At 62.8% G+C, this 22,087-nt stretch carries 23 protein-coding genes; 5 read left to right on the plus strand and 18 right to left on the minus strand.

Going from position 1 to position 22,087, the window contains the following annotated elements:
- The first annotated feature begins 2 nt into the window (after window positions 1-2).
- Together C7I36_RS01855 and C7I36_RS01860 are read left to right on the plus strand one after the other, a co-directional pair.
- A complete protein-coding gene (locus C7I36_RS01855) occupies window positions 3-773 on the plus strand; it encodes a DUF2189 domain-containing protein (protein WP_106452048.1) in 771 nt (256 codons plus the stop codon).
- A complete protein-coding gene (locus C7I36_RS01860) occupies window positions 770-1,369 on the plus strand; it encodes a DUF2987 domain-containing protein (RefSeq protein WP_106452049.1) in 600 nt (199 codons plus the stop codon). Before C7I36_RS01855 ends, C7I36_RS01860 begins: the two co-directional genes overlap by 4 nt.
- A gap of 247 nt (window positions 1,370-1,616) precedes the next feature.
- Here C7I36_RS01860 and ttcA read toward each other — a convergent pair whose 3' ends face one another.
- The 12 genes from ttcA to C7I36_RS17660 form a co-directional block, all read right to left on the minus strand.
- The gene (gene ttcA, locus C7I36_RS01865) at window positions 1,617-2,540 is read right to left on the minus strand and encodes a tRNA 2-thiocytidine(32) synthetase TtcA (RefSeq protein ID WP_106452050.1); all 924 of its coding nucleotides are present in this window, start codon (window positions 2,538-2,540) and stop codon (window positions 1,617-1,619) included.
- 72 nt (window positions 2,541-2,612) lie between these two features.
- Entirely contained in the window at window positions 2,613-3,524 is a 912-nt protein-coding gene (gene uspE / locus C7I36_RS01870; RefSeq protein ID WP_106452051.1) for a universal stress protein UspE, read from the minus strand.
- Window positions 3,525-3,546: 22 nt separating this feature from the next.
- Window positions 3,547-4,293, minus strand: coding sequence for a fumarate/nitrate reduction transcriptional regulator Fnr (locus C7I36_RS01875; protein WP_106452052.1), 747 nt, complete (start codon window positions 4,291-4,293; stop codon window positions 3,547-3,549).
- 62 nt (window positions 4,294-4,355) lie between these two features.
- On the minus strand, window positions 4,356-5,039 hold the full coding sequence (locus C7I36_RS01880; protein WP_106452053.1) for a sulfite exporter TauE/SafE family protein: 684 nt from the start codon (window positions 5,037-5,039) through the stop codon (window positions 4,356-4,358).
- Window positions 5,023-5,235 (minus strand): cbb3-type cytochrome oxidase assembly protein CcoS, encoded by a 213-nt coding sequence (gene ccoS / locus C7I36_RS01885; RefSeq protein WP_106452054.1) that lies wholly within the window; start codon window positions 5,233-5,235, stop codon window positions 5,023-5,025. The genes C7I36_RS01880 and ccoS overlap by 17 nt, the downstream gene beginning before the upstream one ends.
- Window positions 5,235-7,604: a heavy metal translocating P-type ATPase gene (locus C7I36_RS01890; RefSeq protein WP_106452055.1), complete on the minus strand. Its 2,370-nt coding sequence runs from the start codon at window positions 7,602-7,604 to the stop codon at window positions 5,235-5,237. The genes ccoS and C7I36_RS01890 overlap by 1 nt, the downstream gene beginning before the upstream one ends.
- A 2-nt stretch (window positions 7,605-7,606) precedes the next feature.
- Window positions 7,607-8,095, minus strand: coding sequence for a FixH family protein (locus C7I36_RS01895; RefSeq protein ID WP_106452056.1), 489 nt, complete (start codon window positions 8,093-8,095; stop codon window positions 7,607-7,609).
- 84 nt (window positions 8,096-8,179) lie between these two features.
- Window positions 8,180-9,151, minus strand: coding sequence for a cytochrome-c oxidase, cbb3-type subunit III (gene ccoP / locus C7I36_RS01900; protein ID WP_106452057.1), 972 nt, complete (start codon window positions 9,149-9,151; stop codon window positions 8,180-8,182).
- On the minus strand, window positions 9,148-9,363 hold the full coding sequence (locus tag C7I36_RS01905; RefSeq protein WP_106452058.1) for a cbb3-type cytochrome oxidase subunit 3: 216 nt from the start codon (window positions 9,361-9,363) through the stop codon (window positions 9,148-9,150). Before C7I36_RS01905 ends, ccoP begins: the two co-directional genes overlap by 4 nt.
- A 12-nt stretch (window positions 9,364-9,375) precedes the next feature.
- Window positions 9,376-9,984: a cytochrome-c oxidase, cbb3-type subunit II gene (ccoO, locus tag C7I36_RS01910; protein ID WP_106452059.1), complete on the minus strand. Its 609-nt coding sequence runs from the start codon at window positions 9,982-9,984 to the stop codon at window positions 9,376-9,378.
- A 12-nt stretch (window positions 9,985-9,996) separates the two neighbouring features.
- Window positions 9,997-11,421 (minus strand): cytochrome-c oxidase, cbb3-type subunit I, encoded by a 1,425-nt coding sequence (gene ccoN, locus C7I36_RS01915; protein WP_106452060.1) that lies wholly within the window; start codon window positions 11,419-11,421, stop codon window positions 9,997-9,999.
- A gap of 130 nt (window positions 11,422-11,551) precedes the next feature.
- Window positions 11,552-11,869 (minus strand): hypothetical protein, encoded by a 318-nt coding sequence (locus tag C7I36_RS17660; RefSeq protein WP_245880002.1) that lies wholly within the window; start codon window positions 11,867-11,869, stop codon window positions 11,552-11,554.
- Between the two features lie 34 nt (window positions 11,870-11,903).
- On the opposite strand from C7I36_RS17660, the gene C7I36_RS17665 reads away from it, so the two are divergent.
- Window positions 11,904-12,197: a hypothetical protein gene (locus C7I36_RS17665; RefSeq protein ID WP_245880003.1), complete on the plus strand. Its 294-nt coding sequence runs from the start codon at window positions 11,904-11,906 to the stop codon at window positions 12,195-12,197.
- Window positions 12,198-12,206: 9 nt separating this feature from the next.
- Here the strand turns inward: C7I36_RS17665 and C7I36_RS01925 are convergent, their stop codons facing one another.
- Entirely contained in the window at window positions 12,207-13,001 is a 795-nt protein-coding gene (locus tag C7I36_RS01925; RefSeq protein ID WP_106452062.1) for a dienelactone hydrolase family protein, read from the minus strand.
- A 148-nt stretch (window positions 13,002-13,149) separates the two neighbouring features.
- Here C7I36_RS01925 and C7I36_RS01930 point away from each other — a divergent pair, with 148 nt between their 5' ends.
- Window positions 13,150-14,439, plus strand: coding sequence for a tyrosine-type recombinase/integrase (locus tag C7I36_RS01930; RefSeq protein WP_106452063.1), 1,290 nt, complete (start codon window positions 13,150-13,152; stop codon window positions 14,437-14,439).
- Between the two features lie 188 nt (window positions 14,440-14,627).
- Here C7I36_RS01930 and C7I36_RS01935 read toward each other — a convergent pair whose 3' ends face one another.
- From C7I36_RS01935 to C7I36_RS01955, 5 genes are all read right to left on the minus strand, one after another.
- Complete coding sequence (locus C7I36_RS01935) at window positions 14,628-14,966, minus strand: hypothetical protein (protein WP_106452064.1); 339 nt, start codon at window positions 14,964-14,966, stop codon at window positions 14,628-14,630.
- Between the two features lie 119 nt (window positions 14,967-15,085).
- Complete coding sequence (locus C7I36_RS01940; protein WP_181256267.1) at window positions 15,086-15,949, minus strand: phosphate/phosphite/phosphonate ABC transporter substrate-binding protein; 864 nt, start codon at window positions 15,947-15,949, stop codon at window positions 15,086-15,088.
- Window positions 15,949-18,234, minus strand: coding sequence for a putative bifunctional diguanylate cyclase/phosphodiesterase (locus tag C7I36_RS01945; protein WP_106452066.1), 2,286 nt, complete (start codon window positions 18,232-18,234; stop codon window positions 15,949-15,951). The genes C7I36_RS01940 and C7I36_RS01945 overlap by 1 nt, the downstream gene beginning before the upstream one ends.
- A 59-nt stretch (window positions 18,235-18,293) precedes the next feature.
- Entirely contained in the window at window positions 18,294-19,340 is a 1,047-nt protein-coding gene (locus C7I36_RS01950; protein WP_106452067.1) for an MJ1255/VC2487 family glycosyltransferase, read from the minus strand.
- A 10-nt stretch (window positions 19,341-19,350) separates the two neighbouring features.
- On the minus strand, window positions 19,351-19,863 hold the full coding sequence (locus C7I36_RS01955; RefSeq protein ID WP_106452068.1) for a phosphatase PAP2 family protein: 513 nt from the start codon (window positions 19,861-19,863) through the stop codon (window positions 19,351-19,353).
- 144 nt (window positions 19,864-20,007) lie between these two features.
- Here C7I36_RS01955 and C7I36_RS01960 point away from each other — a divergent pair, with 144 nt between their 5' ends.
- On the plus strand, window positions 20,008-21,966 hold the full coding sequence (locus C7I36_RS01960; RefSeq protein ID WP_106452069.1) for a Lon protease family protein: 1,959 nt from the start codon (window positions 20,008-20,010) through the stop codon (window positions 21,964-21,966).
- Window positions 21,967-22,087: the final 121 nt, after the last annotated feature.

Raw genomic sequence — 22,087 nt, forward strand, 5'->3', positions numbered from 1 at the left:
TTATGAACGAATCAGGATATAACCGGCTGCGCCAGTCCCTGGAACAGGGTTTTACATTGACCCCCAGGGCGGTGTTCCAGGAAGCCTGGCAGCGTATTTACGGCGCCAAGTTGACCATGCTGCTGGCCGCCATCGGCGTGGTCGGCAGCTGGCTGCTGCTTAACCAGCTGTTGGTGCTGACTGCCGGGGAAGGGGACGAATCCGTGTGGAGCACCAGCCTGCTCGGCCTGCTGATCTCCATGATCATGGCGCCGATGAGCGGCGGCCTGGACATGATGGGGATCCATCGCGCCGCCGGCCGGCCCATTCGGCCCAGCCAGATTTTCGATTATTTCCGCTACCTGCTCCCCCTGGCCCTGGCCAGCATGATCATGGGCCTGCTCACCAGCCTGTTCCTGCCCCTGGGCCAGAGCCTGGGGCTGCCGCCCATGCTGTCATTGCTGCCGACCCTGATCCTGAGTGTGGCGCTGATGTTCACTTTTCCGCTGATCCTGGAAAAAGGCATGACGCCGCTGCAGGCGATACTGACCTCGTTACGGTTGTTTGCCCGCCAGTGGCTGGCGATGATGTTGATCCACATGCTGCTGGTGCTGCTGTTCATGGCAGCGGTAATGAGTTTTGGCATCGGACTTATCTGGGTAGCGCCGCTCTACATCGTGGTGAAGGGCATTATCTACCGGGAGGCCTGCGGTATCGAAGGGGACGCCGCCACCGGGCCAATGCCCTCCGCCGGTCAGGCCGGTACCGACAGCAAGGATCATTTCGAAGCATGAAGGCCATTATTTGCTGCGCCACCCTGGCGCTGTTTGCCGGCTCGTCCTGGGCCGGTACCCTTAACCTGGGATACAGCGGGTTTTACAAGCACCTGGACACCGTGGCCAAGGCCAGGGTGGAGCAGGCCCACCTGGGATTTTATCTGATTCGCCAGAACGGGGATGGGATGTGCCGGATTGAATCCGGTGAAGTGCGGGTCGCCCAGGACATCCGCGGCCAGGTGGAAGTGCTGCCCCATGGCCAGTTCCGCTTGCCCTACGACAAGCAGCTCGATCTGGACAAGGCGGTGGTGGCACTGGAAGTGGAGGATCCCGAACGTTGCGATATCGCCATCAAGATTCAGGCTGAGCTGGACGCCGGCGAGATATCGCTGGCCCGGCTGCGCGAGGTACGGCAGGAGATGGACCTGCTGCTGAAAAAAATGGCGGGCTGGCCGGGCCGTTACTTTGTGCCCGAACTGAAGGGGCTGCATCTGGTGGCCGCCGAGCCAGGGCAACAACTCGGTGGCAAGGAGCGGCTGGAGCTTTCCGATTCACAACTGGCCGAGGAGCGGAGCCTGACGCTGCCGGCGGTGCGGATCAGCCCCTGGCTGTAACTCAAAAAGGCGCCTCGGCGCCATTCGGTTTGTTGACAAAGTCGTCTGTTCCTCAGGCATGAGTCGGCCAAAGGGCCCACTCCGCCGACACGCTACAAGTACCTCAATGTAAGCTCGCACATGCCATCCATGGCATGTGACGGTCGGCGGAGCGGTTCCCTTTGTCCTCTGCTCGGGCATAGGTGTTGTCAGTTCAGATCAGCCAAGAAATTTGCCGGCTATCAAAAAGGCGCCGAGGCGCCTTTTCTTATTTCAGTTCGATAATCTGCAGCCGCTCGCCGAAATCGGCGTCGTTTTCTTCATCATCCTCGTCGACAAAGCGGGGCGAGAACTCCGCTTTGTCAAAGGCGAGATCGCCGCCGTCGATGACGCCGGAGTTGCGGTCGATACCCTTGAAATCGAACAGCTGGTGATCCAGCAGGTGGGAGGGCACCAGGTTCTGCAGCGAGCGGAACATGCTTTCGATGCGGCCGGGGAAGCGGCGATCCCATTCCTGCAGCATGCTCTTGATGGCCTGGCGCTGCAGGTTTTCCTGAGAGCCACACAGGTTGCAGGGGATGATGGGAAAGGCCTTGGCTTCGGCGTAGCGCACCAGATCCTTTTCCTTGCAGTAAGCCAGGGGACGGATCACCACATGCCTGCCGTCGTCGCTCACCAGTTTGGGCGGCATCGATTTCAGGGTACCGCCATAGAACATGTTGAGCAGCAGGGTTTCCAGAATATCGTCCCGGTGGTGGCCCAGGGCTATCTTGGTCGCGCCCAGCTCGCTGGCGGTGCGGTACAGTATGCCCCGGCGCAGCCGCGAGCACAGGGAGCAGGTGGTTTTGCCCTCGGGGATCTTGTCCTTGACGATGGAATAGGTGTCTTCCTCGACAATTTTGTATTCCACCCCCAGCTGGTCCAGGTAGGCGGGCAGCACATGCTCGGGAAAACCGGGCTGCTTCTGGTCCAGGTTGACGGCAACGATGTCGAAGCGGATGGGGGCATGGGCCTGCAGGTTGCGCAGTATGTCGAGCAGGGCATAGCTGTCCTTGCCGCCGGACAGGCAGACCATGATCTTGTCGCCGTCTTCAATCATGTTGAAATCGGCAATGGCTTCACCCACGTGGCGGCGCAGCCGCTTCTGCAGCTTGTTGAAGTTGTACACTTGCTTGGCGGTTTGAACAGACATGATGACCCCGGCGAAAAAACTGGGGGCTATTATAGTGACTGGCGCCCCGAGGGCAAGGCGCCAGTGGCGGGATCAGGCGTCGGGGCGCAGGACCAGGACGTCGCAGTCGAGCTTGTCGATGACGTGCTCGGCGGTGTTGCCGAGCAGAGCGGCGGACAGCCCGGTCCGGCCCACCGAGCCCAGGATCACCAGGCTGGCGTCAATGTCGCCGGCACAGGCCGGGATGACTTCCTCGGCCAACCCTTCCTGCAGGTGCAGTGCCCGGGACTCGAGATCGAAGCGCACCGCATACTCGTACAGAGCCCGTTCGTGATGCTTGCGCACCGCGGCATTATAGGCATGGGGATCAAAATCAGGCAGCTCCAGCGCCATGTTCACCGGGGTAACCGGGTAGGCGTTGACCAGGTGCAGCTCGGATGACAGCAGGCGTGCCACCTCGGCACTTTCACCGATGATTTTGTTGTTGAGCGCTTCCTGGGCCGGATCGTCGCTGCAGCAGTTGACCGCCGCCAGCACCTTGCCGCCCATGGGCCAGTCCCGCTCCTTGACCAGCAGCACCGGACAGGGGCACTTGCGCAGCAGGTGCCAGTCGGTGGGGGTGAAGATAAAGGACTGGATAAGGGCATGCTTGTGGGTGCTTTTCACCACCAGATCGTGGCCGCCGTCCTGCACCTGCTGGATAATGGCCTCAAAGGGGCGGCTGTGCCAAACTACCTTGAGGTTGAAGCGGATCTTGCTGTCCTTATAGGGATCCAGCAAGGTCTTAAGCCATTCCTCCCGCCCCTGGACCACACCTTCGCGCATTTCGTCCCGCTCTTCGCTAGAGAGCATGGAGGTCATTTCATAGGAAAAATCGTAGATGGGCAGGAACAGGGTGATGGCGGCGTCATCTTCCAGTGCCGCGACCGAGACCGCCCGGTGCAGCGCGGGCTGAACCTCGGCCACCGGATCGACCACCACCAGAATATGTTGATACTTGATCATAACAGGCTCCCTCCCGGGTGGTTCAGGACGCCGCCGGCACACCGGCCAGACGGGCCAGCAGAGGCAGATCCAGGATACGGATATACTTGCCGTCCACTTCAATCAAATCGCTTTTCTGGAAACGGCCGAGCAGCCGGCTGACGGTTTCGACGGTCAGGCCGAGGTAGTTACCGATGTCGCCACGGGTCATGGTCAGGCGGAATTCGCGGGGCGAGAAGCCGCGCTGGGCATAGCGGCTCGACAGGCCATGGAGGAAGGCGGCAAGCCGTTCTTCGGCGGTCTTTTTAGACAGCAACAGTATCATCTGCTGGTCGCCATTGATTTCATTACTCATCAACCGCATGATCTGTTGCCGCAGCCGGGGCATCTTGCCGGACAGATCGTCCAGGATTTCGTAGGGGATCTCGCATACCATGGCGGTTTCGAGGGCCTGGGCGAAAGAGGGGTGGGAGCCGGTATTGATGGCATCGAAGCCCACCAGATCGCCGGCCAGGTGAAAGGCGGTGATTTGTTCGTCGCCCTGTTCGGTAATGGTGTAGGACTTGACGGTGCCGGCGCGGATGGCATAGAGCGATTTCAGCGGCTCGCCCGCCTTGAACAGCTCCTGTCCCTTCTGGATGGGTTTCTTGCGTTCGATGATGTTGTCCAGCTCGTCCAGCTCGTCGGAATTAAGACCGAGCGGAATGCACAGCTGGCTGATGCTGCAATCCTGACAGTGGATGGCGCGGCCGGCGGGGGCCGGCTTGCTGATTTTAGTCTGATTTCCCATGTGCCCGACGCGTTGTTGATATCACGCCTCAATCATAGCACCAAAGACCGGCACTTAATAGCTTAGTAAAGCAGCACCAGGGCCTGATAAAAGGTGAACAATCCGTAAAGAATCAACAAGATGCCTGAGACGCGCCGGAAGCCGGCATGATTGAGCCAGTGACGCAGCGAGCCCGCCAGTCCGCCCAGCGCCAGCAGGGTCGGCAGGGTGCCCAGGCCGAACAACGCCATCACCAGGGCACCTTGCGCGGCGCTGCCCGACACCGCGCTCCAGGTGAGGGCGGAATAGACCAAGCCGCAGGGCAACCAGCCCCATACCATGCCAAAGGGCAGGGCGGACAGGGGATGGCGAAAGGGCACCCAGCGTCCGGCCAGGGGCTTGAGATGCCGCCACAGCCGCTGGCCGATGCGCTCCAGGTGCAGCAGGCCGCTCCACCAGCGGGCCAGGTAAAGCCCGAGCAGTATCATCATTACCCCGGCCAGTACCCGCAGCAGGCCCAGCCCCTGCCGTCCTGGCCCCAGCTCCGCCAGCCCGGCGAACAGGCCACCGACCAAGGCCCCGGCCAGAGCGTAGCTGGCGATGCGGCCAAGGTTGTAGGCCAGCAGGTAAAGCCAGTGCCAGCGCCGTTGGCCGGCGGGTATGGCCAGGGAAAAGGCGGCCGCCACGCCGCCGCACATGGCGATGCAATGGCCGGCGCCGAGCAAACCGATGAGCAGCGCCGCGCCGGCGTCAAGCTGACCGGTCATCACTATCGTCGGCTGTGGTGCGGGACTGGGCCCGGTGATGGGAGTCGCTGTCGTCGTCGAACAGGATGTTGTTGCCCTGGCGATCCAGGTCTTCGAACTGATCGCTTTTCACCGACCAGAAGAACAGGGCGATGGCAATGGCCACGAAAATCATGGCGATGGGGATGATCAGGTACCAGATTTCATTATCGTTCATCAGCGGGACAACCTCAGGGAGTTGGACATCACCACCAGCGAGCTGGCGGACATGCCGAGCATGGCGAACCAGGGCGAGACATGGCCGGTGGCGGCCAGGGGCAGTATCACCAGGTTGTAGCCGAGCGCCCAGGAAAAATTCTGTTTGATCACCCGGCGACAGCGTACCGCAATATGGCGGGCGGTCAGCAGCCGTTGCAGATCATCGCCCAGCAGAATGGCGTCGGCGCTGTTTTTGGCGATGTCGGTGCCGCCGGCCATGGCGAAGGAGGCATGGGCACCCGCCAGCACGGGAGCGTCATTGATGCCATCGCCCACCATCAGGCAAATGTCGCCGGCGGCGTCGCGCCGGCGCAGATAAGCCAGCTTGTCGTCGGGGTCGGCGTTTTTGACCAGTTCGTCCACTCCCAGGCTGTCGGCCACCTGATCCGCCTGGCCGGAGCCATCGCCGGTCAGCAGCGTGGTGGCCAGCCCCAGCTCCCGGCAGCGACGGACCAGGAGGGCGGCGTCTTCGCGCAGGGGGTCTTCCAGCAGGAAGCGGGCCTGCAGGCCCGCATCATCGGCCAGATATACGCACAGGCCGGGATCGGTGGCGTCCGGATTGAGCCAGCGGCCACTGCCCAGGCGCCAGCGGCGGCCGTCGATCAGGCCGCTGACGCCGCGCCCGACCCGGTTTTCCCGTCCGGTCACCACCATGGCCGTATCCTGAAAAGGGACAAAGGCACGGGCGATGGGGTGCTCCGACCCGGCCTCCAGGGCGGCGGCAATGGCCAGGGCCTGCTCAGTAGTCAGGTTTCCCAGCGATTCGGTGGCGGTCAGCGCCACCCGGCCCTGGGTGAGGGTGCCGGTTTTGTCGAATACCATGCGGCTGGCCTTGGGCAGGGTGTCGAGCACATGGGCACGGCGCACCAGCACGCCGCTGCGGGTCAGCCGGGAGGTGGCCACGGTCAGGGCCGTGGGGGTAGCCAGGGAAAGGGCGCAAGGGCAGGTGGCCACCAGCACCGACAGCATGACCCAGAATGCCTTGTCCGGATCCAGTTGCAGCCAGATAAGCCAGGTACCCAGGGTGGCCAGCAGCAGGGCCGCGACAAAATAGCGGGACAGCTGGTCGGCGAGAATGGCGACCCTGGGCTTGTCTGCCAGGGCGTCATCCTGGGCGCGCAGGATTTCCGACACCCGGGCATCGGCCAGGGCGCGGCTGACCCTGAGCCGCAGCGGCGACTCCACATTGGTGGTGCCGGCAAATACCGCCTCGCCCGGTCCCCGGGTCACCGGCAGGTGCTCGCCGGTGAGCATGGACTCGTCGACGCTGGTGCGTCCCTCCAGGATATGGCCGTCGGCGGGGATCACGGTGCCGGGAGAGACCCTCACCACCTGGCCCGGCAGCAGGGTGCGGGCGGCTACCTCCTGCTCGCCGCCGGCGGTTTCCAGCCGGGCCAGCAGGGGAATGTGGTGAGTCAGGTTGGCCGTGGTTTCCGAAGCCTTGCGCTTGGCCCGCATTTCCAGAAAACGGCCGGTCAGCAACAGAAAGGCAAACATGGACACGCACTCGTAATACACCTCGCCGGTGGCGGTGACGGTGGCATAAACCGAGGCCACAAAAGCGAACACCATGGCCAGGGAGACCGGCAAGTCCATGTTCAGCGCCCGGTTTCTGACGCCCCGCCAGGCGTTGCGGTAGAAGGGCAGGGCCGAGTAGGCCATGACCGGCACCGATAACCACAGGCTTATCCAGCGAAAATACTGCACCAGCTCGCCGTCGATATCCGGAAACAAGTCCTCGTACAGGGCAAAACCCACCATCATCACCTGCATGCTGGCAATGCCGGCCACGCCCAGGCGCAGCAGATAGGATTTTACCTCCCGGTTGTAGGCCTGCTCGTGCTGGTGGGGGAGGAAAGGGCGGGCCTGATAGCCAATATGGGTAAAGGCGGCAAGCAGGGTACTGAGCCGGGTCTGGCGGCCGTGCCAGCGCAGCCGGGCCCGCTCCGTGGTGGTATTGACCTGGATTTGCACCACCCCCGGCACCTGGGACAGGTGGCGTTCGATAAGCCAGGCGCAGGCGGCGCAGCTCAGGCCACCGATGGACAACTGCACTTCCCGGATATCCTGCTCCCGGACCTGGACGAAATCCTGCTGGATTTCGTCCAGGTCATAGTGCTGCAGCCGTTGCAGTTCATCGGGCAGCGCCTCGGCCCGGGGGGCGGTGCCGGTTCTGTGCTGGTAGTAGCTGCCGAGGCCGCAGGCGATGATGGTTTCCGCCACCGCCCGGCAACCGGGGCAACAGAATTGGCGGGATTCGCCGTCCAGGGTGGCGCTGAAGGCGGCGTCGAGGGGCAGCGGCTCGCCGCAGTGGAAACAGCCCGCCATGCCTAGCCTCCGGCGCGGACGAGGAGGCGGTCGGCGATGGGCAGGACAATGCGCTGGTGCAGGCGCCAGCGACCGTCGAAGGCTTCAATTTGCAGGTTCCAGGAGCCTTCCATCAGCGCCTGCTCGGGACGGTGGCGATAGACACCGGCGGCATCGCTGGTCAGCAGCAGATCCAGATCCTGGTCGGCCAGGGTGGGATGGCTGAAGCGCAGGCGAACCGCCTCGCCGTTATTGTGCTCGCCCTGCATGACCAGCGCCAACTGGCCGTCCCGGTAGCTGAGTTCGGCCAGCAGGCCGAGCTGCTCGGCGCGCTGCAGCTCGCTCAAATCCTGATTGATGGCCCGGCCTTTTTTGTAGTAGTCATCCACCACCATGCTGTCGGCACCGGAGCTGGCCAGGTGCAGGGTATAAATACTGGCCACCACGGCGCACAGGGGCAGGGTGATCAGAAACCAGGGCCAGAACTGCCGATACCATTGACGTTGTTGCATATGGATTCCTACTGCGAAAAAGAACGGCTTACTATAACAAAAGCCCCGGCGAGCGGGGCTTTTAATTCAAGCCCGGGGGCCTTGTCAGTTGTTGTTCAGGCTGTACACATAGGCGGACAGCAACTGCACTTTGTCTTCACCCAGGATGTCCTTCCAGGCGGGCATGACGCCGGCGCGGCCATGGCGGATGGAGTCTTCCACCGCGGCGCGGGAGCCGCCGTACAGCCAGATGCCGTCGGTCAGGTTGGGCGCACCCATGGCCACGTTGCCGGTACCGTCCATGCCGTGGCAGGCGGCACAGACCGCGAAGCGGGCCTGGCCCTTCTGGGCTTCCACTTCGTCCACCTTGCGGCCGGACAGGCTCAGCACATAGGAAGTCACCTCGCGCACACCGTCCTCACCCAGGCTGTCGCCCCAGGCCGGCATGGCGCCCTGGCGGCCGTGCATGATAGTGGCCTTGATCTGGTCCGGAGTGCCACCCCACAGCCAGTCGGCGTCCGCCAGGTTGGGGAAGCCGCGGGCGCCGCGGGCATCGGAGCCGTGGCACTGGGCACAGTTTTGCAGGAACAGGCGCTGGCCTACCTTGGTGGCTTCCTCGTCCTGGGCGATGTCGGCGATGGCGCGGTAGGTCTGGCCATCGGCCTCATAGGCCAGTTCGCGGAAACGGGCGCCGAACACTTCATCGGCCTTCACCATCTCGCGCTCGTACTGCACCAGGCGACCTTCTTCCCGGGCTGCCGCCGAGGCGGCGCGGGATTCCTCAAGGGAACGGATGTCCTGGTTGGAACTCTGCCAGCCGAGCAGGCCCTTGAAGTTGCCAAGACCGGGATACAGCGCCAGGTAGATCAGCGAGAACACGATCATGAAAACAAACAGGTAGCTCCACCACTTGGGCAGGGGGTTGTTGATTTCGGAGATGCCGTCGAAGGTGTGGCCGGTGGGGGCGCCTTCTTCTATCCCCATTTTGTCACGGGTGCACCAGATGAGCAGTGCCAGGCAGCCGAAAATGGTGCCCAGACTGATCACGGTTACAAATACACTTAGAAAAGTATTCATTTTTTGTTAGCTCCTGCGCGATCCTGCTCAGTACCCTGGCGACGTTGCTCGCCCTGCTCCTCCTCGAAGATGGAGTTGGCGGCGTCATCGAATTTTCCCTTTCGGCGCTTGCTGTAGGCCCACCATACGATGCCTACAAACAACACCAGCAAGGCCAGGGTCTGAAAGCTTATCAGCATAGGCTTCAGGGCTTCCAAGGTACTGATATCCATCATCGACTCCGGTTATTTAAGGGCGTGTCCCAAGGATTGCAGATAGGCGATAATGGCGTCCATTTCGGACTTGCCCTTCACAGCCGCTTCGGCACCTTCAATATCGGCATCGGTATAGGGAACGCCGAAGCTGTCCCGGAACAGACGCAGTTTGTCGGCGGTGTGCTTGCCGTCCAGCGTGTTGGTTTCCAGCCAGGGGAAGGCGGGCATGTTGGACTCGGGCACCACGGCACGGGGGTCGATCAGGTGAACCCGGTGCCACTCGTCGGAGTAACGGCCACCCACCCGGGCCAGATCCGGACCGGTACGCTTGGAGCCCCACAGGAAGGGGTGCTCCCACACGCTTTCACCGGCAACCGAATAATGGCCGTAGCGCTCGGTTTCGGCGCGGAACGGACGGATCATCTGGCTATGGCACACGTGGCAGCCTTCGCGGATGTAGATGTCGCGGCCTTCCATTTCCAGCGCGGTGTAGGGACGCAGGCCCTCGACCGGCTCGTTGGTTTGCTGCTGGAAGAACAGCGGCACGATTTCTACCAAACCACCGAAGCTGATGGCGACAACGGTCAGAATTGCCAGCCAGGTGACATTCTTTTCGACCAGTTCATGACGGTTTTTCATTCACGAGTCTCCTCAGGCCGGTTGGGGGATAGCTTGCAGGGAGCCTTTCGGCGCCTTGATGGTACGGTAAGCGTTGTACAGCATCAGCAGCATACCGGCGACAAAGAAGCAACCGCCAAGGAAACGGACGAAGTAGAACGGATAGGACGCCTGCAGACTCTCGACAAAGCTGTAGGTCAGGGTGCCGTCCTCGTTCACCGCACGCCACATCAGGCCCTGCATTACACCGCTTATCCACATGGCGACGATGTACAGCACGGTGCCGATGGTGGCCAGCCAGAAGTGGACGTTGATCAGGCGTACGCTGTACATGCGTTCCTGGCCGAACAGGTTGGGGATCAGGTGGTATACGGAGCCGATAGACACCATGGCAACCCAGCCCAGGGCACCGGAGTGCACATGGCCGACGGTCCAGTCGGTGTAGTGGGACAGGGCGTTGACCGTCTTGATCGCCATCATGGGGCCTTCGAAGGTGGACATGCCGTAGAACGACAGGGACACGATCAAAAAGCGCAGAATGGGGTCATAGCGCAGTTTGTGCCAGGCACCGGACAGGGTCATGATACCGTTGATCATGCCACCCCAGGAGGGCACGAACAGGATCAGCGACATCACCATGCCGAGGGACTGGGCCCAGTCGGGCAGGGCAGTGTAGTGCAGGTGGTGCGGACCGGCCCAGATATACAGGGTGATCAGCGCCCAGAAGTGCACGATGGACAGGCGGTAGGAATACACCGGACGACCGGCCTGCTTGGGCACGAAGTAGTACATCATGCCAAGGAAGCCGGCGGTGAGCAGGAAGCCCACGGCGTTGTGGCCGTACCACCACTGCACCATGGCGTCGGCGGCGCCGGAGTACATGGAGTAGGACTTCATGCCGCTCAGCGGGATCGCCATGCTGTTGACGATGTGCAGCACCGCCACGGTCAGGATGAAACCGCCGTAGAACCAGTTGGCCACATAGATGTGGGAGGTGTTGCGCTTGTACAGGGTACCGAAGAACACGATGGCATAAGACACCCACACTACCGCAATGGCGATGTCGATGGGCCACTCCAGTTCGGCGTATTCTTTGGTGGTGGTATAGCCCAGCGGCAGGGTGATCACGGCCGAAAGGATAATGGCCTGCCAGCCCCAAAATACGAAGGACGCCAGCGGGCCCCCGAACAGACGGGTCTGACAGGTACGCTGCACCACGTAAAAGGAGGTGGCCATCAGGGCGCTGACACCGAAGGCGAAAATAACCGCATTGGTGTGCAACGGGCGTAACCGGCTATAGGTTAGCCAGGGAGTTTCGAAGTTGAGGGCAGGCCAGATAAGCTGTGCCGCGATCAGCACGCCCAACGACATACCTACAACGCCCCAGATTACGGTCATGACCGTAAACTGACGAACTACGGTGTAGTTGTAGTTTGGTTGATTATTAGTTTGACTCATCGTTATAGTTCCGCTTCCACTGCTGTTATTCAGGTTTTGTGCTCACCCAGGGTGCTCACATCGGAAGGATAAAAGACAACCGGTTTTACATCGGCGGTTCCGGATGCCTGTCCGCTTTGTTAAGCCTTTGTTAATAAAGAGGCCGGGCACCAAAACACAGCGCAGATGATAAATGAGTGGCTGCAAAAATAACAGTATAAACAGTAATATGATTACCACTTAACGCCGCCATAAGGCATAAGGGCACGCCTTGATCGAGATCAACCGGCCCGGTGGATTGTGTGCAAAACAGGATGATAATGGGGATGAGAGAGCGTCTTACCGGCCCCCGGCTGGTCCAAATTTTGGTGGTGACAGGGGTTTTGTCCGGCGCCTTCTGGCTGCGAACCTGCACTACCGTATCCGAGCCGCCGGAAAAAGCGGCGGAAAAGATTCCGTTTTGTGACATTGCTCACCATCTCTGCCGGCAGCAGCAGGATGGCGTGGAGGCACAGGCCCGGCTGGTCACCGAATCGCTGGGCGCCGAGCAGCCATTCGCCCTGGAAGTGCGCTTTTCCGATCCCGAGATTCGGGTGCTGCGCAGCGTGCTGGAAGGAGAGAGCATGTACATGGGGACACTACCGGCGCTGCTTGAGCAGGCCGAGCCCGGCCTCTGGCAGGGCCAGGCCCTGGTGGGGGCCTGCACCGAGGCCCGCATGGTCTGGGCCTGGGTGCTGGACACCGAGCGGCAAGGAGAGCGCCGCCGTTTCCGCTTTCATTTTGAAGTGCGGCGCTGAGCCGCCCGCTTATTCCTCTTTGCGGGCCAGGCTGGCCTGCAAAAACGCCTGCAACTGCCGCCAGGAGTCCTGATCCGCATCCCGGTCGTAGCCCAGGGGCAGGCCAAACCGGGCTGCGGCCTGGTCCGCCGCCGGATTGGTGAAGCCGTGCAGCGCGCCGGGATAATCCACCAGCAGGTAATCGGCGCCGGCGGCCTCCATTTCCTGGCGAAACGCCCTGAGCTGTTCGGCCGGCACCATGGGATCGGCGGCGCCGTTGAATACGGCAATACGGGTCTGGCTGCCGGCGGGCAGGGGAGCTGCCAGGGGGGTTAGCGAGCCGTGGAAGCTGGCCACCGCATCCAGATCGGCACCGCTTCTGGCCATGTGCAACACCACACCACCGCCGTAGCAATAACCGATGGCGGCGATGCGCTCGCCATCCACCCGTCCATCCCCGGCGAGCAGGGCGAGGGCGGCATTGAAACGGGCCTCGGCCTGGGGCAGGGAAGCCAGCGAGGCCTGGGCGAACTCACCGGCCTGTTCGGGGTGGCTGGCCTGCCGGCCATCGCCGTACATGTCGAGGGCGAGGGCGGCATAACCCAGCTCAGCCAGCATGTCGGCCCGTTGGCGGGCATAATCGTTGTGTCCCCACCATTCATGAACCACCAGTACGCCGGGCACCGGGCCGGGGTGGGCATCGTCGATCGCCAGGTATCCCTTGAAGGTCTGATCGCCGACCCGGTACTCCAGCTCTTCGGTGATCACGGCAGCCTGGGCGGAACAGGCCAGCAGGCCGGCCAGGCTCAAAGCGGCAATTCTCATGGGCAACTCCTTGATATGTTGGGCATACCGGGACCTGGAATTGTCCCGGTGTCCCGGTTATAGTAGCCGCCTGATGCCGATAACTGGATTTATCGGCATTGCGCCGCCACGGCGCCGCGACCTCACAACCCCAGACCGGACCCGGCCCATGATGCTTCCCCCCGTTATCCCCCTGTTTGATGCACCCCATCTGCTGGAAGAGGGCAACAGTCTGATCAACCAGCATATTGCCGAGGTGACCCTGTGCCGGGTGCCCGACGCCGCCTTTGTCTATGAACATGCGGTGGACTGGCTGGCGGAAAGCCGGTTCAACGACAACAACTACAAAACCTACCGCAGCGAGCTGACCACCTTTTTGCACTGGTGCTTCGACGTGGAGCAGTTGTCGCCGCTGGAAGCGGGCCGGCGCACCATGAATCGCTATGTGGACTATTGTCTGGCGCCGCCGACGCCGCTGATTGCCTATCGCAACGTGGCCCAGTTCGTGGCCGACAAGGAACTGGGCGAACGCCGGCCCAATCCGTTGTGGCGGCCGTTTCTGGGCAAAAAGATTGACGCAAGGGAGCAGCCTTACCGGTTGAGCGACAAGGCGCTGAAAACCAAAATGGCGGTGTTGTCGTCCTTTTATGCCTATCTCATCAACGAGGAAGTGACCGAACGCAATCCGGCGATGATGTGGATGCGCCACAGCCGCTTTGGCTCCCGTCCCGGCCTGGCGCCGATGCCCGGCGAGGAGGACGAGGTGAGGGTATTCAGCGATCTGCAGTGGTCATACGTCATGGCCACGGCCCGGCGGTTGGCGGATACCGAGCCCGATCGCCACGAACGCACCCTGTTTTTGGTGTCGCTGATGTACGGCTGTTACCTGCGCATTTCCGAAGTGGCGGCCCGGCCCGGTTTTTCGCCGGTGATGAGCCAGTTTCGGCGCGACGGCAACACCGACATCTGGAGTTTTCACATTCCGCTCAGCAAGGGCGGCAAAAGGCGCACTGTGGCCGTTTCTCGCGAACTGCTGGCAGCGCTTGAGCGCTACCGGCACCACCTGGGGCTGGCATCGCTGCCGGCGCCGAATGAACAGATTCCCTTGTTTGTCCGCCACCGGGCCGCCGGCCGGGGCCGGGACCAGGGCCTGATCAACGCCAATCTGGGTATTCGCCAGTTGCGGGAACTGCTCAATGAACTGCTCGACAACGCCGCTATGGCCGCCGCCGCCGATGGTTTTGCCCAGGACGCCGCCGAAATGCGCACCCTGACCGTGCACAGCATCCGCCACACCGGCATTACCCACGACATCAACTACAACGGCCGGCCCTTGTCCCATGTGCAGGCGGACGCTGGCCACGACAGCATAGACACCACCAGCCAGTATTTGCATACCGGCAAGGTGGAACGTCACGAAAGCGCCGCCAACAAGCGCCTGGACCGGTTAAGTGACTAACGCCGGAAAAGCCGTCCGGCAAGGCCTGCCGGGCGGCGGTTACCTCTGACATGACGCTTCGCATAATGTATATTATGTTAAATAATAAATTATAAGGTTCAGAACACCCGGGTTCTGCCGCCCGGTTTTAAAGATTTATCGGTACCGTTACTTTGGCCGCTGTGATTTTTTGCGGCATTGTTCCATTACTATGGATTAAGCCCGAAGATCACCGACGCCACCCTGGGATCCGGCCATTCTCGCCCCAGCGCTCCCTTCATCTTTTGGCTGAAGATCTCAAACTCGAAAGGCGTTTGTTTTAGTTTTTTCAGCACATCCCGGTACCGGACCAGCCGTTTATTGCCGTCCCGTTTGAGTTTTTCAACATAAAGGGGCTTGATCATCTGCTGGAAAGTGTCGGCTATCGCTTCCAGTGCCACAGCATTCGGTATGTCGAACAGACCATCGTGTTTGTGGCCACCAGGCAGACGTTGTGCCAACTCAAAATAAAAGTCCAGCTCGGCCTGGCACCGGCTTTCGGCGGCCATTTTCGACAGTACCGGATAAAAGGCGTCCGCTCGTCCATTCTCCCGTTGCGACTCGCCAAAACAGGCGAAAGTGTTATCCAGTGGCTGGACACGAACCTACTGACCGCTCCGGCGCCCGGTTAGTGCTCGCCGGAGCCGGTCACCAGATGGATGATGTCCAGGTAGTCGCTGTGCTCCACCCGGGTTACCGCCAGCGCCTGCTGGCTGGCCAGAAAGGGGGCCAGTGCGCGTGGCGATCCGGTCAGCAGCGCGGCAATGCGGTCCTTAAGCGGCGGGCAGAGTCCGGCGCGAAACACGAAGGGATCGTAATGGATGGGCCGCGAGCGCCACAGCTCGCGCACCTGGCCGGCGGCCATAATGCCCCGGCTAAGGTACTCGTCCGCCCGGGCGCTGGAGACAAAGGCCGCTTCCACCCTCCCCTCGAGCAGCGCGTCCAGCGCCTTGTCGTGGGAGCCCGCATAAATCCGGGCGCCGAACAGCTCGTCCAGCGGCATCCCTGCGGCCCGAGGAAACTCGCTGGCCGGGATCAGCGCGCCCGAGGTGCTGGCCGGGTCGCTCAGGGCCACCCGCACACCCTGCAACTGCTCCAGCCGGTGCAGTTCGCTGTCTCCCCTTACCAGCAGCAGGGCGTGGTAATAGGGTCCGGCCGGGGTGAAATGGCCTTCGGCCATCGCCAGCGAGGCAAAGGGCTCCAGCCGGGGCTCCCTTTGCTGTGCCAGGGCGTAGGCGGCCGGGCCAAGGACGGCAAAGTCCACCCCGCCGGAGACCAGGGCGTCGATCACGCTGTCGTAGGAGCTGGCCCTGAATACCTCCACCCGCCGGCCGGTCGCGTGCTCCAGCAGCTCGAACAGGGGCCGGTATTCGGCAATTTGCTGGTCGATGTCCTTTTTCGGGATCAGGGTGAACCGCAGCCGCTCCGGGTGGCAGTCGGCCAGCAGTGGCGGGCTCAGGAGCAGGAACAGCAGGGTTATCCAGACACGCATCATGCGCTTGCCCTCATGGTGGAAAAAGCCTGTTCAAATTCCGCCAGCTGTTCGGCCGGCATGGGCCGCCCCAGATGATAACCCTGGGCAAAGTCGCAGCCGGCCAGTTTGAGGTAAACCAGCTGCTCCGCGGTTTCCACCCCTTCGGCCACCACCTGCAGGGCCAGCCGTTTGGCCAGGGTTATGGTGGAAGAGACGATCAGACTGTCGTCGTGGCTGTTGGAAAGCTGGGCTATCAGGCTGCGCTCTATTTTCAGGCGGGTCAGCGGCAGTGCCTGCAAATGGGCGAAGCCGGCATAGCCCTTGCCGAAATCGTCCAGGCTAATGCCCACCCCCGCCGCCTTCAGCCGGCACAGTTGCTGGATGGCCAACTGCTGGCGTTCCAGCACCGAGGTTTCGGTGATTTCCAGCTCCAGCCGGGCGGGATCCAGCCCTTGCTGGGCCAGCTCGGCCAAGACCCGCTCGGCAAAGTCCGCCTGACCGAGTTCCATTGGCGACACGTTTACCGCCAGGGTTCGCTCCGGCGGCCACTGGGCAAGTTCCCGGCAGGCTAGGCGCAGCACTTCCCGCCCCAGGGCGAGGATAAAACCGCTGCGTTCGGCGATGGGGATGAAGCGATCCGGATAGATAAGCCCGAATTGCGGGTGCTGCCAGCGGGCCAGGGCCTCGTAACCGGCCAGGCTCATGGAGCCAACCCGCACCAGGGGCTGGAAATGCAGGCGGATCTGGCCCAGCCGCAGGGCATCGCCCAATGCCTGTTCCAGCTGGAACTCTTCCATATCCACCCGGTTTAACGAGGGATCGAAAAAGCGGTACTGGCCCCGCCCCGCCCGTTTGGCCGAATACATGGCGGCATCGGCACAGCTCAGCAGGCCGTCGATATCCTGGGCATCCCGCGGACAGATGGCGATGCCGATGCTGGGGCTGGTGTTGAGCTCGCTGCCCTCCAGGCTGTAGGTGGCCGAGAGCCGTTCGGTGAGGCGCCGGACCCATTCCTCGATGCGGCTTTCGCTGCGCTGGCCGGCCAGCAGTACCACGAATTCGTCGCCGCCAAAGCGCGCGGCCTGATCCCCTGCGGCCAGCATGCGCCGGATCCGTCCCGCCACCGCCTGCAACAGCAGGTCGCCCGTGTGGTGGCCCAGGGTATCGTTGATGGATTTGAAGCGGTCCAGGTCGATAAACAACAGGGCGCTCAGCTCTCGCCGCTGGCGCTGCTCGGCCAACTGGCGCCCGGCCAGCTCGATAAACTGGCGGCGGTTGTACAGGCCGCTCAGGTGATCGGTGGCCGCCGCCGCCGAGCTGCGGCTGTGAGCCTGTTCCAGGCGCTGGATGAGCAGACGGTTTTGCTGGCCGGACTGCTCCAGTGCCTGCACGAACTGGCGCTGATCGCGCAGCAGCCGCACCAGCCAGCCCACGGCGCCGGCGATGGCCAGGCTCAGCAGCAGTTTAAGCAGCCACTGGCGGCTGCGTTGCTGGTAAAAACCGGCCAGCATGTCGTCGTGCAGACGGCTGACCAGCACCGCAAACCCCTGTTCAGGCAGGGCATGAAACAGGCTTTGTGCTCCGGCGGCGTCCACCCTCCCCTGGTGCTGCCCGGTCTTAGGCCAGCCCGGGTTATCGGGTGCGTGGCCGCCTTCCACCATGCCGCTGCCGTTGGCGCGCATCCGTTCTTCTCCCTGGCGGTCGACCAGTCGGATAAGCCCGCTGTGGCCCAGCTCAAGGTGTTGGTAGAGACCGGCGAGGTAGCCCAGTTCCAGCTCCAGCAGCATGATGCCGGCCAGGTGGATGCCGCCGGTGTCGGCCAGGGGCACCAGCAATGGCAACCGCCAGCGACCGGCCAGGGGCTGGTCTGCCGTTTGGGTGGGCAGAAAGGGCACGAAGCCAAAATGCGCAACCTGACTGTTGACCTGGGCCAGCCAGCCCGGCGGCAGCGTCGCCAGGGGGGAATGGCTGGCATGGCGACCCTCGCCGCCTGGCCCGTAAAGGCTGAGCCGGCTGAACATGGGATCGGCCGCCAGAAAGCGGCTCAGCTCGGGGCCGAAGGCGGCGGTAGCCGGGTCGGCCAGGCGGGCGATGGCCACCGCCCGGTCGGTGATCTGGCGCAGGTGCTCGGCCACCATCACCGCCACATGGCGGTGCTCGGCGGCCCTGGCATCCAGCTGTTCTGTCCGGGCCAGGGCGTTCTGGTGCACGAACAGGCCCCAGATAAAGAGAATCATGAGAATACCCAGGGCAAGCACCAGGCCCTGGATAACGGAAAGTGAAACCGGATGCCTGCGACCCATGGATCTGGGCGTTCCTGTGCCATCAAATAACACCAGTGTGCCAGGCCCAGATGACGCGGTTATGACAGCCCCAGGCCGGGCGGAAAACGCACCTCTGCCCACAAGGATTGGCACAGTGCCTGGCGCTGTTCCCAGCGGCCCGCCAGCACCCAGTCCGCCACCCGGGGAGCGATCTCCGGATACGCCACCGGCATGGCGGCCGGAGCGGCCAGCCAGCCGGCCACCGCCTCCCGGTCCAGTTGCGGCATCACCCGGGCCAGTCCCAGCCGCTGCAGGGCAAGGGCATTGGAGGCCTGCTCAAACTGGCCCTGTACCGGCTTGACCAGCAGTTTTCGGCCAAGGCTCAGGGCTTCGGAGGGCAGTTCGAAGCCGCTGTTGGCAATGACTCCGGCACTGTGTTGCAGACAGTCCCGGAATGCCTGGCGGGAGGGCGAATACCACTCCAGCGTCCCCTTGCGTCCGGGCTCGGCCCGGGGATGGAAGCTGACGAAACGATAATGGCCAAAGGGAGCCAGCAAGCGAGTGATGGCCGAAGGACATTCAAAGGGCAGATAGACCAGGATTTGATGCTCATCGGCGCGTCCGGCCGGCGGGTGCGGCTCTACCAGGGGCGGCAGCAAGGGCTGATCGAAGTGGTGCCAGTGCAGGCCAAGATGATAATCCGCCGGGGCAAAGCGGTGCAGCAGGATGTCCGCCAGCCAGCCTCCGCCCGCTCGCGGCACCGGGTGCAAAAAGGAGGCCTGGTGGCTCAGTGCCAGGCAGGGCACGCCCGCGTTCCGGGCTGCCCAGGCGCTGATGGGCTCGAAGTCATTGATCACCAGGTCATAGTCGAGCACGCGCAGTTCGCGAATATCGCGCAACAGTTGCCCCGGTCGGCACCGGCGCAGGGTGCCGAGCGGGCGAATGCGGCCCCGCCGGGTGACAAAGGTCAGCCCCTCGCGGGTCTGGTAATCGCCGAAGGGCGCCATGTCGAAATATTCCCCGGGAGGGCGCCCGGAAAAGATAAAATCCACCCTCGCCCCGCGGCGGGCCAGGGCGTTGGCCATCAGCCGGGCCCGGGTAATGTGGCCGTTGCCGGTTCCCTGAACGCCATAAAGCAGTCGCATCCTGTTGCTCCTAGGTCCCGGCCAGCAGGGCGGCACTGGCGCCCAGGGCAATGCCGGCAATGATGTCGCCGGGAAAATGTACCCCCAGCCAGACCCGGGACCAGCCCACCAGCAGTGCCCAGGGCAGCAGCCACAGGGCCAGGAACCCCGCCTGCAGCCACAGCAGGGTCAGTAAGACGAAGGCGGCGGCGGTATGGCCGGAGGGAAAACTGAAGGTATCGGCGGGGGTGATAAATACCCGTGCCTGGGGCAGGGCCACGGCCGGGCGGCGTCGGCGAAAGAGCTGCTTGAGCAACAAATAACAGGGCAGCTCCCAGGCGAAGGCCTGCAACGCCTGCTGTACATACCCCTGCAGCGCGGGCTGGCCGCTGCTCCACAGCAGCAGCCCGAGCAGGGCATAGGGCGGGCCGTCGCCGGTACGCGACACCCAGCGGGCCAGCCGGGCCCGGCGCTGCCAGTGGCGGTGGCCCTGGCTTTTGAGAAACAGGCGATGATCGAGGCGGGTCAAGTGTTCCAGTACCATGGCGCTTCCTCCCTGACCCTTTCACCTTAGGGCCAAAAAATGACAATCCCATGATCAACCGGGCGAGATTTTGCCGGCGAGGCTCGATCTGTCCGCCGGCTCAAGTATACTGGCAGCAATTTACCCCAGATGATGAGTTTTCGAGTGCAACCACTGAGTCCCGCCGAACTGACCCCCGTATTTCCGCTTCCCGAGCTCACCACCCTGAACGATGCCTTTGCCCTGCCCTTCAGTGCACTGCAGGCCAGGGCCGATTCGGCCTTTGCCACCCTGGCGGGGCTGAACGCGGTCAACCCCATCCTGCTGCTGAACGGCTTTGCCGGCGCCGATTACGAAGAGCTGGTGCAGGATCTGGTCAAGAAGCACGCCAACCACGCGGATTTGTTCGATCTTTGCTATGCGGAAAACCTGCATCATCCGCAAAAGCCAATTTGGCTGCGACTCAAGGTGGGCACCGGCATCGAGTTTTGCGAACTGGTGGGCCAACTGCTGGAGCTGTCCTCGCGCCACCTGGAGGCGGAGCATATCGTCCAGCGGATCCTGAAAAAACAGGACAACGACGAGAAGATTGCCGATTACCTGTCGCTGCTGTCCCAGCACGTGGCGGCCGGTGGTGGCTTCAGCCACCCTGTCCTCATCAACCTGATGGTGCATCGTCACGACAGCACCATCCCCATCGTCCATGCCCGCCAGTTCAGCGCCGAGCAGCTGTTCGGGGCCATCCATTTCCAGACCGAGCAGGGCTCGGTGTTCAGCCACCATCACCTGCTCGAGCCCGGGCTTATCCACCAGGCCAACGGCGGCTACCTGATCGTCCCCATCGAGGAACTGCTGGATCAGCCCAACCTCTGGTTCCGGCTCAAAAATGCCCTGGTCAGCCGCCGGGTGGACTGGAGCCGGCCGGCGGAAATGGCCGCCTTCTACTTCCAGCCCGAGCCGCCGCCCCTGGATATCCACCTTATCCTGGTGGGGGATAGGCTGTCGGTGGCCGAGCTGTACATGCTCGACCGGGAGCTGGATACCCTCGTCTTTTTACGGGCCGACATCATTCCCGAATGGGATGCCCAGGCGGATCTGGCTTCCTATCTCGGCTACCTGGCCCACCTGCGGCGCAAACACGACTTGCGGGATCTGGACGCCGGCGCCGTGCAGCGGCTGTGCCGCTATGGCAGCCGGCTGACCGAGCACCAGCACCGGCTTTCCCTGGTGGAGGCCCAGCTGACCGCCATGATGCAGCTGGCCGACGTCATCGCCCACCGGGAGCAGTCGCCGCTGATCACCGAACAACATGTGCGCCAGGCCCAGCAGGAGCAGGACTACCGGCTCAATTTCCTGGTTGAACACTCGGATCTGGGGGTGCGCGATGGCCAGTACCTGATGCAGACCTGGGGCAGTGAAATCGGTCAGATCAACGGCCTGTCGGTGATCCAGATAGCCGGCCACCCCTACGACTTCGGCGAGCCGGTGCGGCTCACCGCCACCGTGCACCTGGGCGACGGCGATATCGCCGACATCGAGCGCAAGGCCGAGCTGGCCGGCCATATTCATGCCAAGGCGATGATGATCATCCACGGCTACCTGGCCAACCTGTTCGGCGCCGAGCACCCTTCGCCCCTGTCCGCCAACCTAGTGTTCGAGCAGTCCTACCATGAAATCGACGGCGACAGCGCCTCCCTCGCCGGCCTGTGTGCCCTGCTGTCGGCCCTGGCCCGGGAGCCCATCCACCAGCATTTCGCCATCACCGGGGCGGTGGATCAGTTCGGCAATGTCCAGCCGGTGGGCGGGGTGAATGAAAAAATAGAAGGCTTTTTCCGGCTGTGCCGCCTGCAGGGCCTGACCGGCGACCAGGGCGTGCTGATCCCGGCCAGCAACCGGTTGCAGCTCAACCTGTCCGACGAGGTTGCCGAAGCGGTGGCCGAGGGACATTTCCACATCTATCCGGTGGCCCACGTAGAGCAGGCCATCGAGTTGCTCACCGGCTGTGTGGCGGGTGATGTGGAGCAGCCCGACACCCTGTTCGGGCGGATCCGCGAGCGGCTGGACGAGCTCAACGGCCATACGGTGGAAAGCGGTTTTCTGCGCCGCCTGTTCCGCCGTGGCTGAGCCCGGCATGCCGGCTTTGTGAAATCGATCCAGAGATCGGACTTGTCTGGCGCACAACTGTTCGCTAAAGTGGCGCCAATTTTGTCAACGGGCCCAGGCCCGACCGGAACGGAAACATCAG

It is taken from the genome of Zobellella taiwanensis, assembly GCF_003012795.1.
In the GTDB taxonomy this organism is placed as follows: Bacteria; Pseudomonadota; Gammaproteobacteria; order Enterobacterales; family Aeromonadaceae; genus Oceanimonas; species Oceanimonas taiwanensis.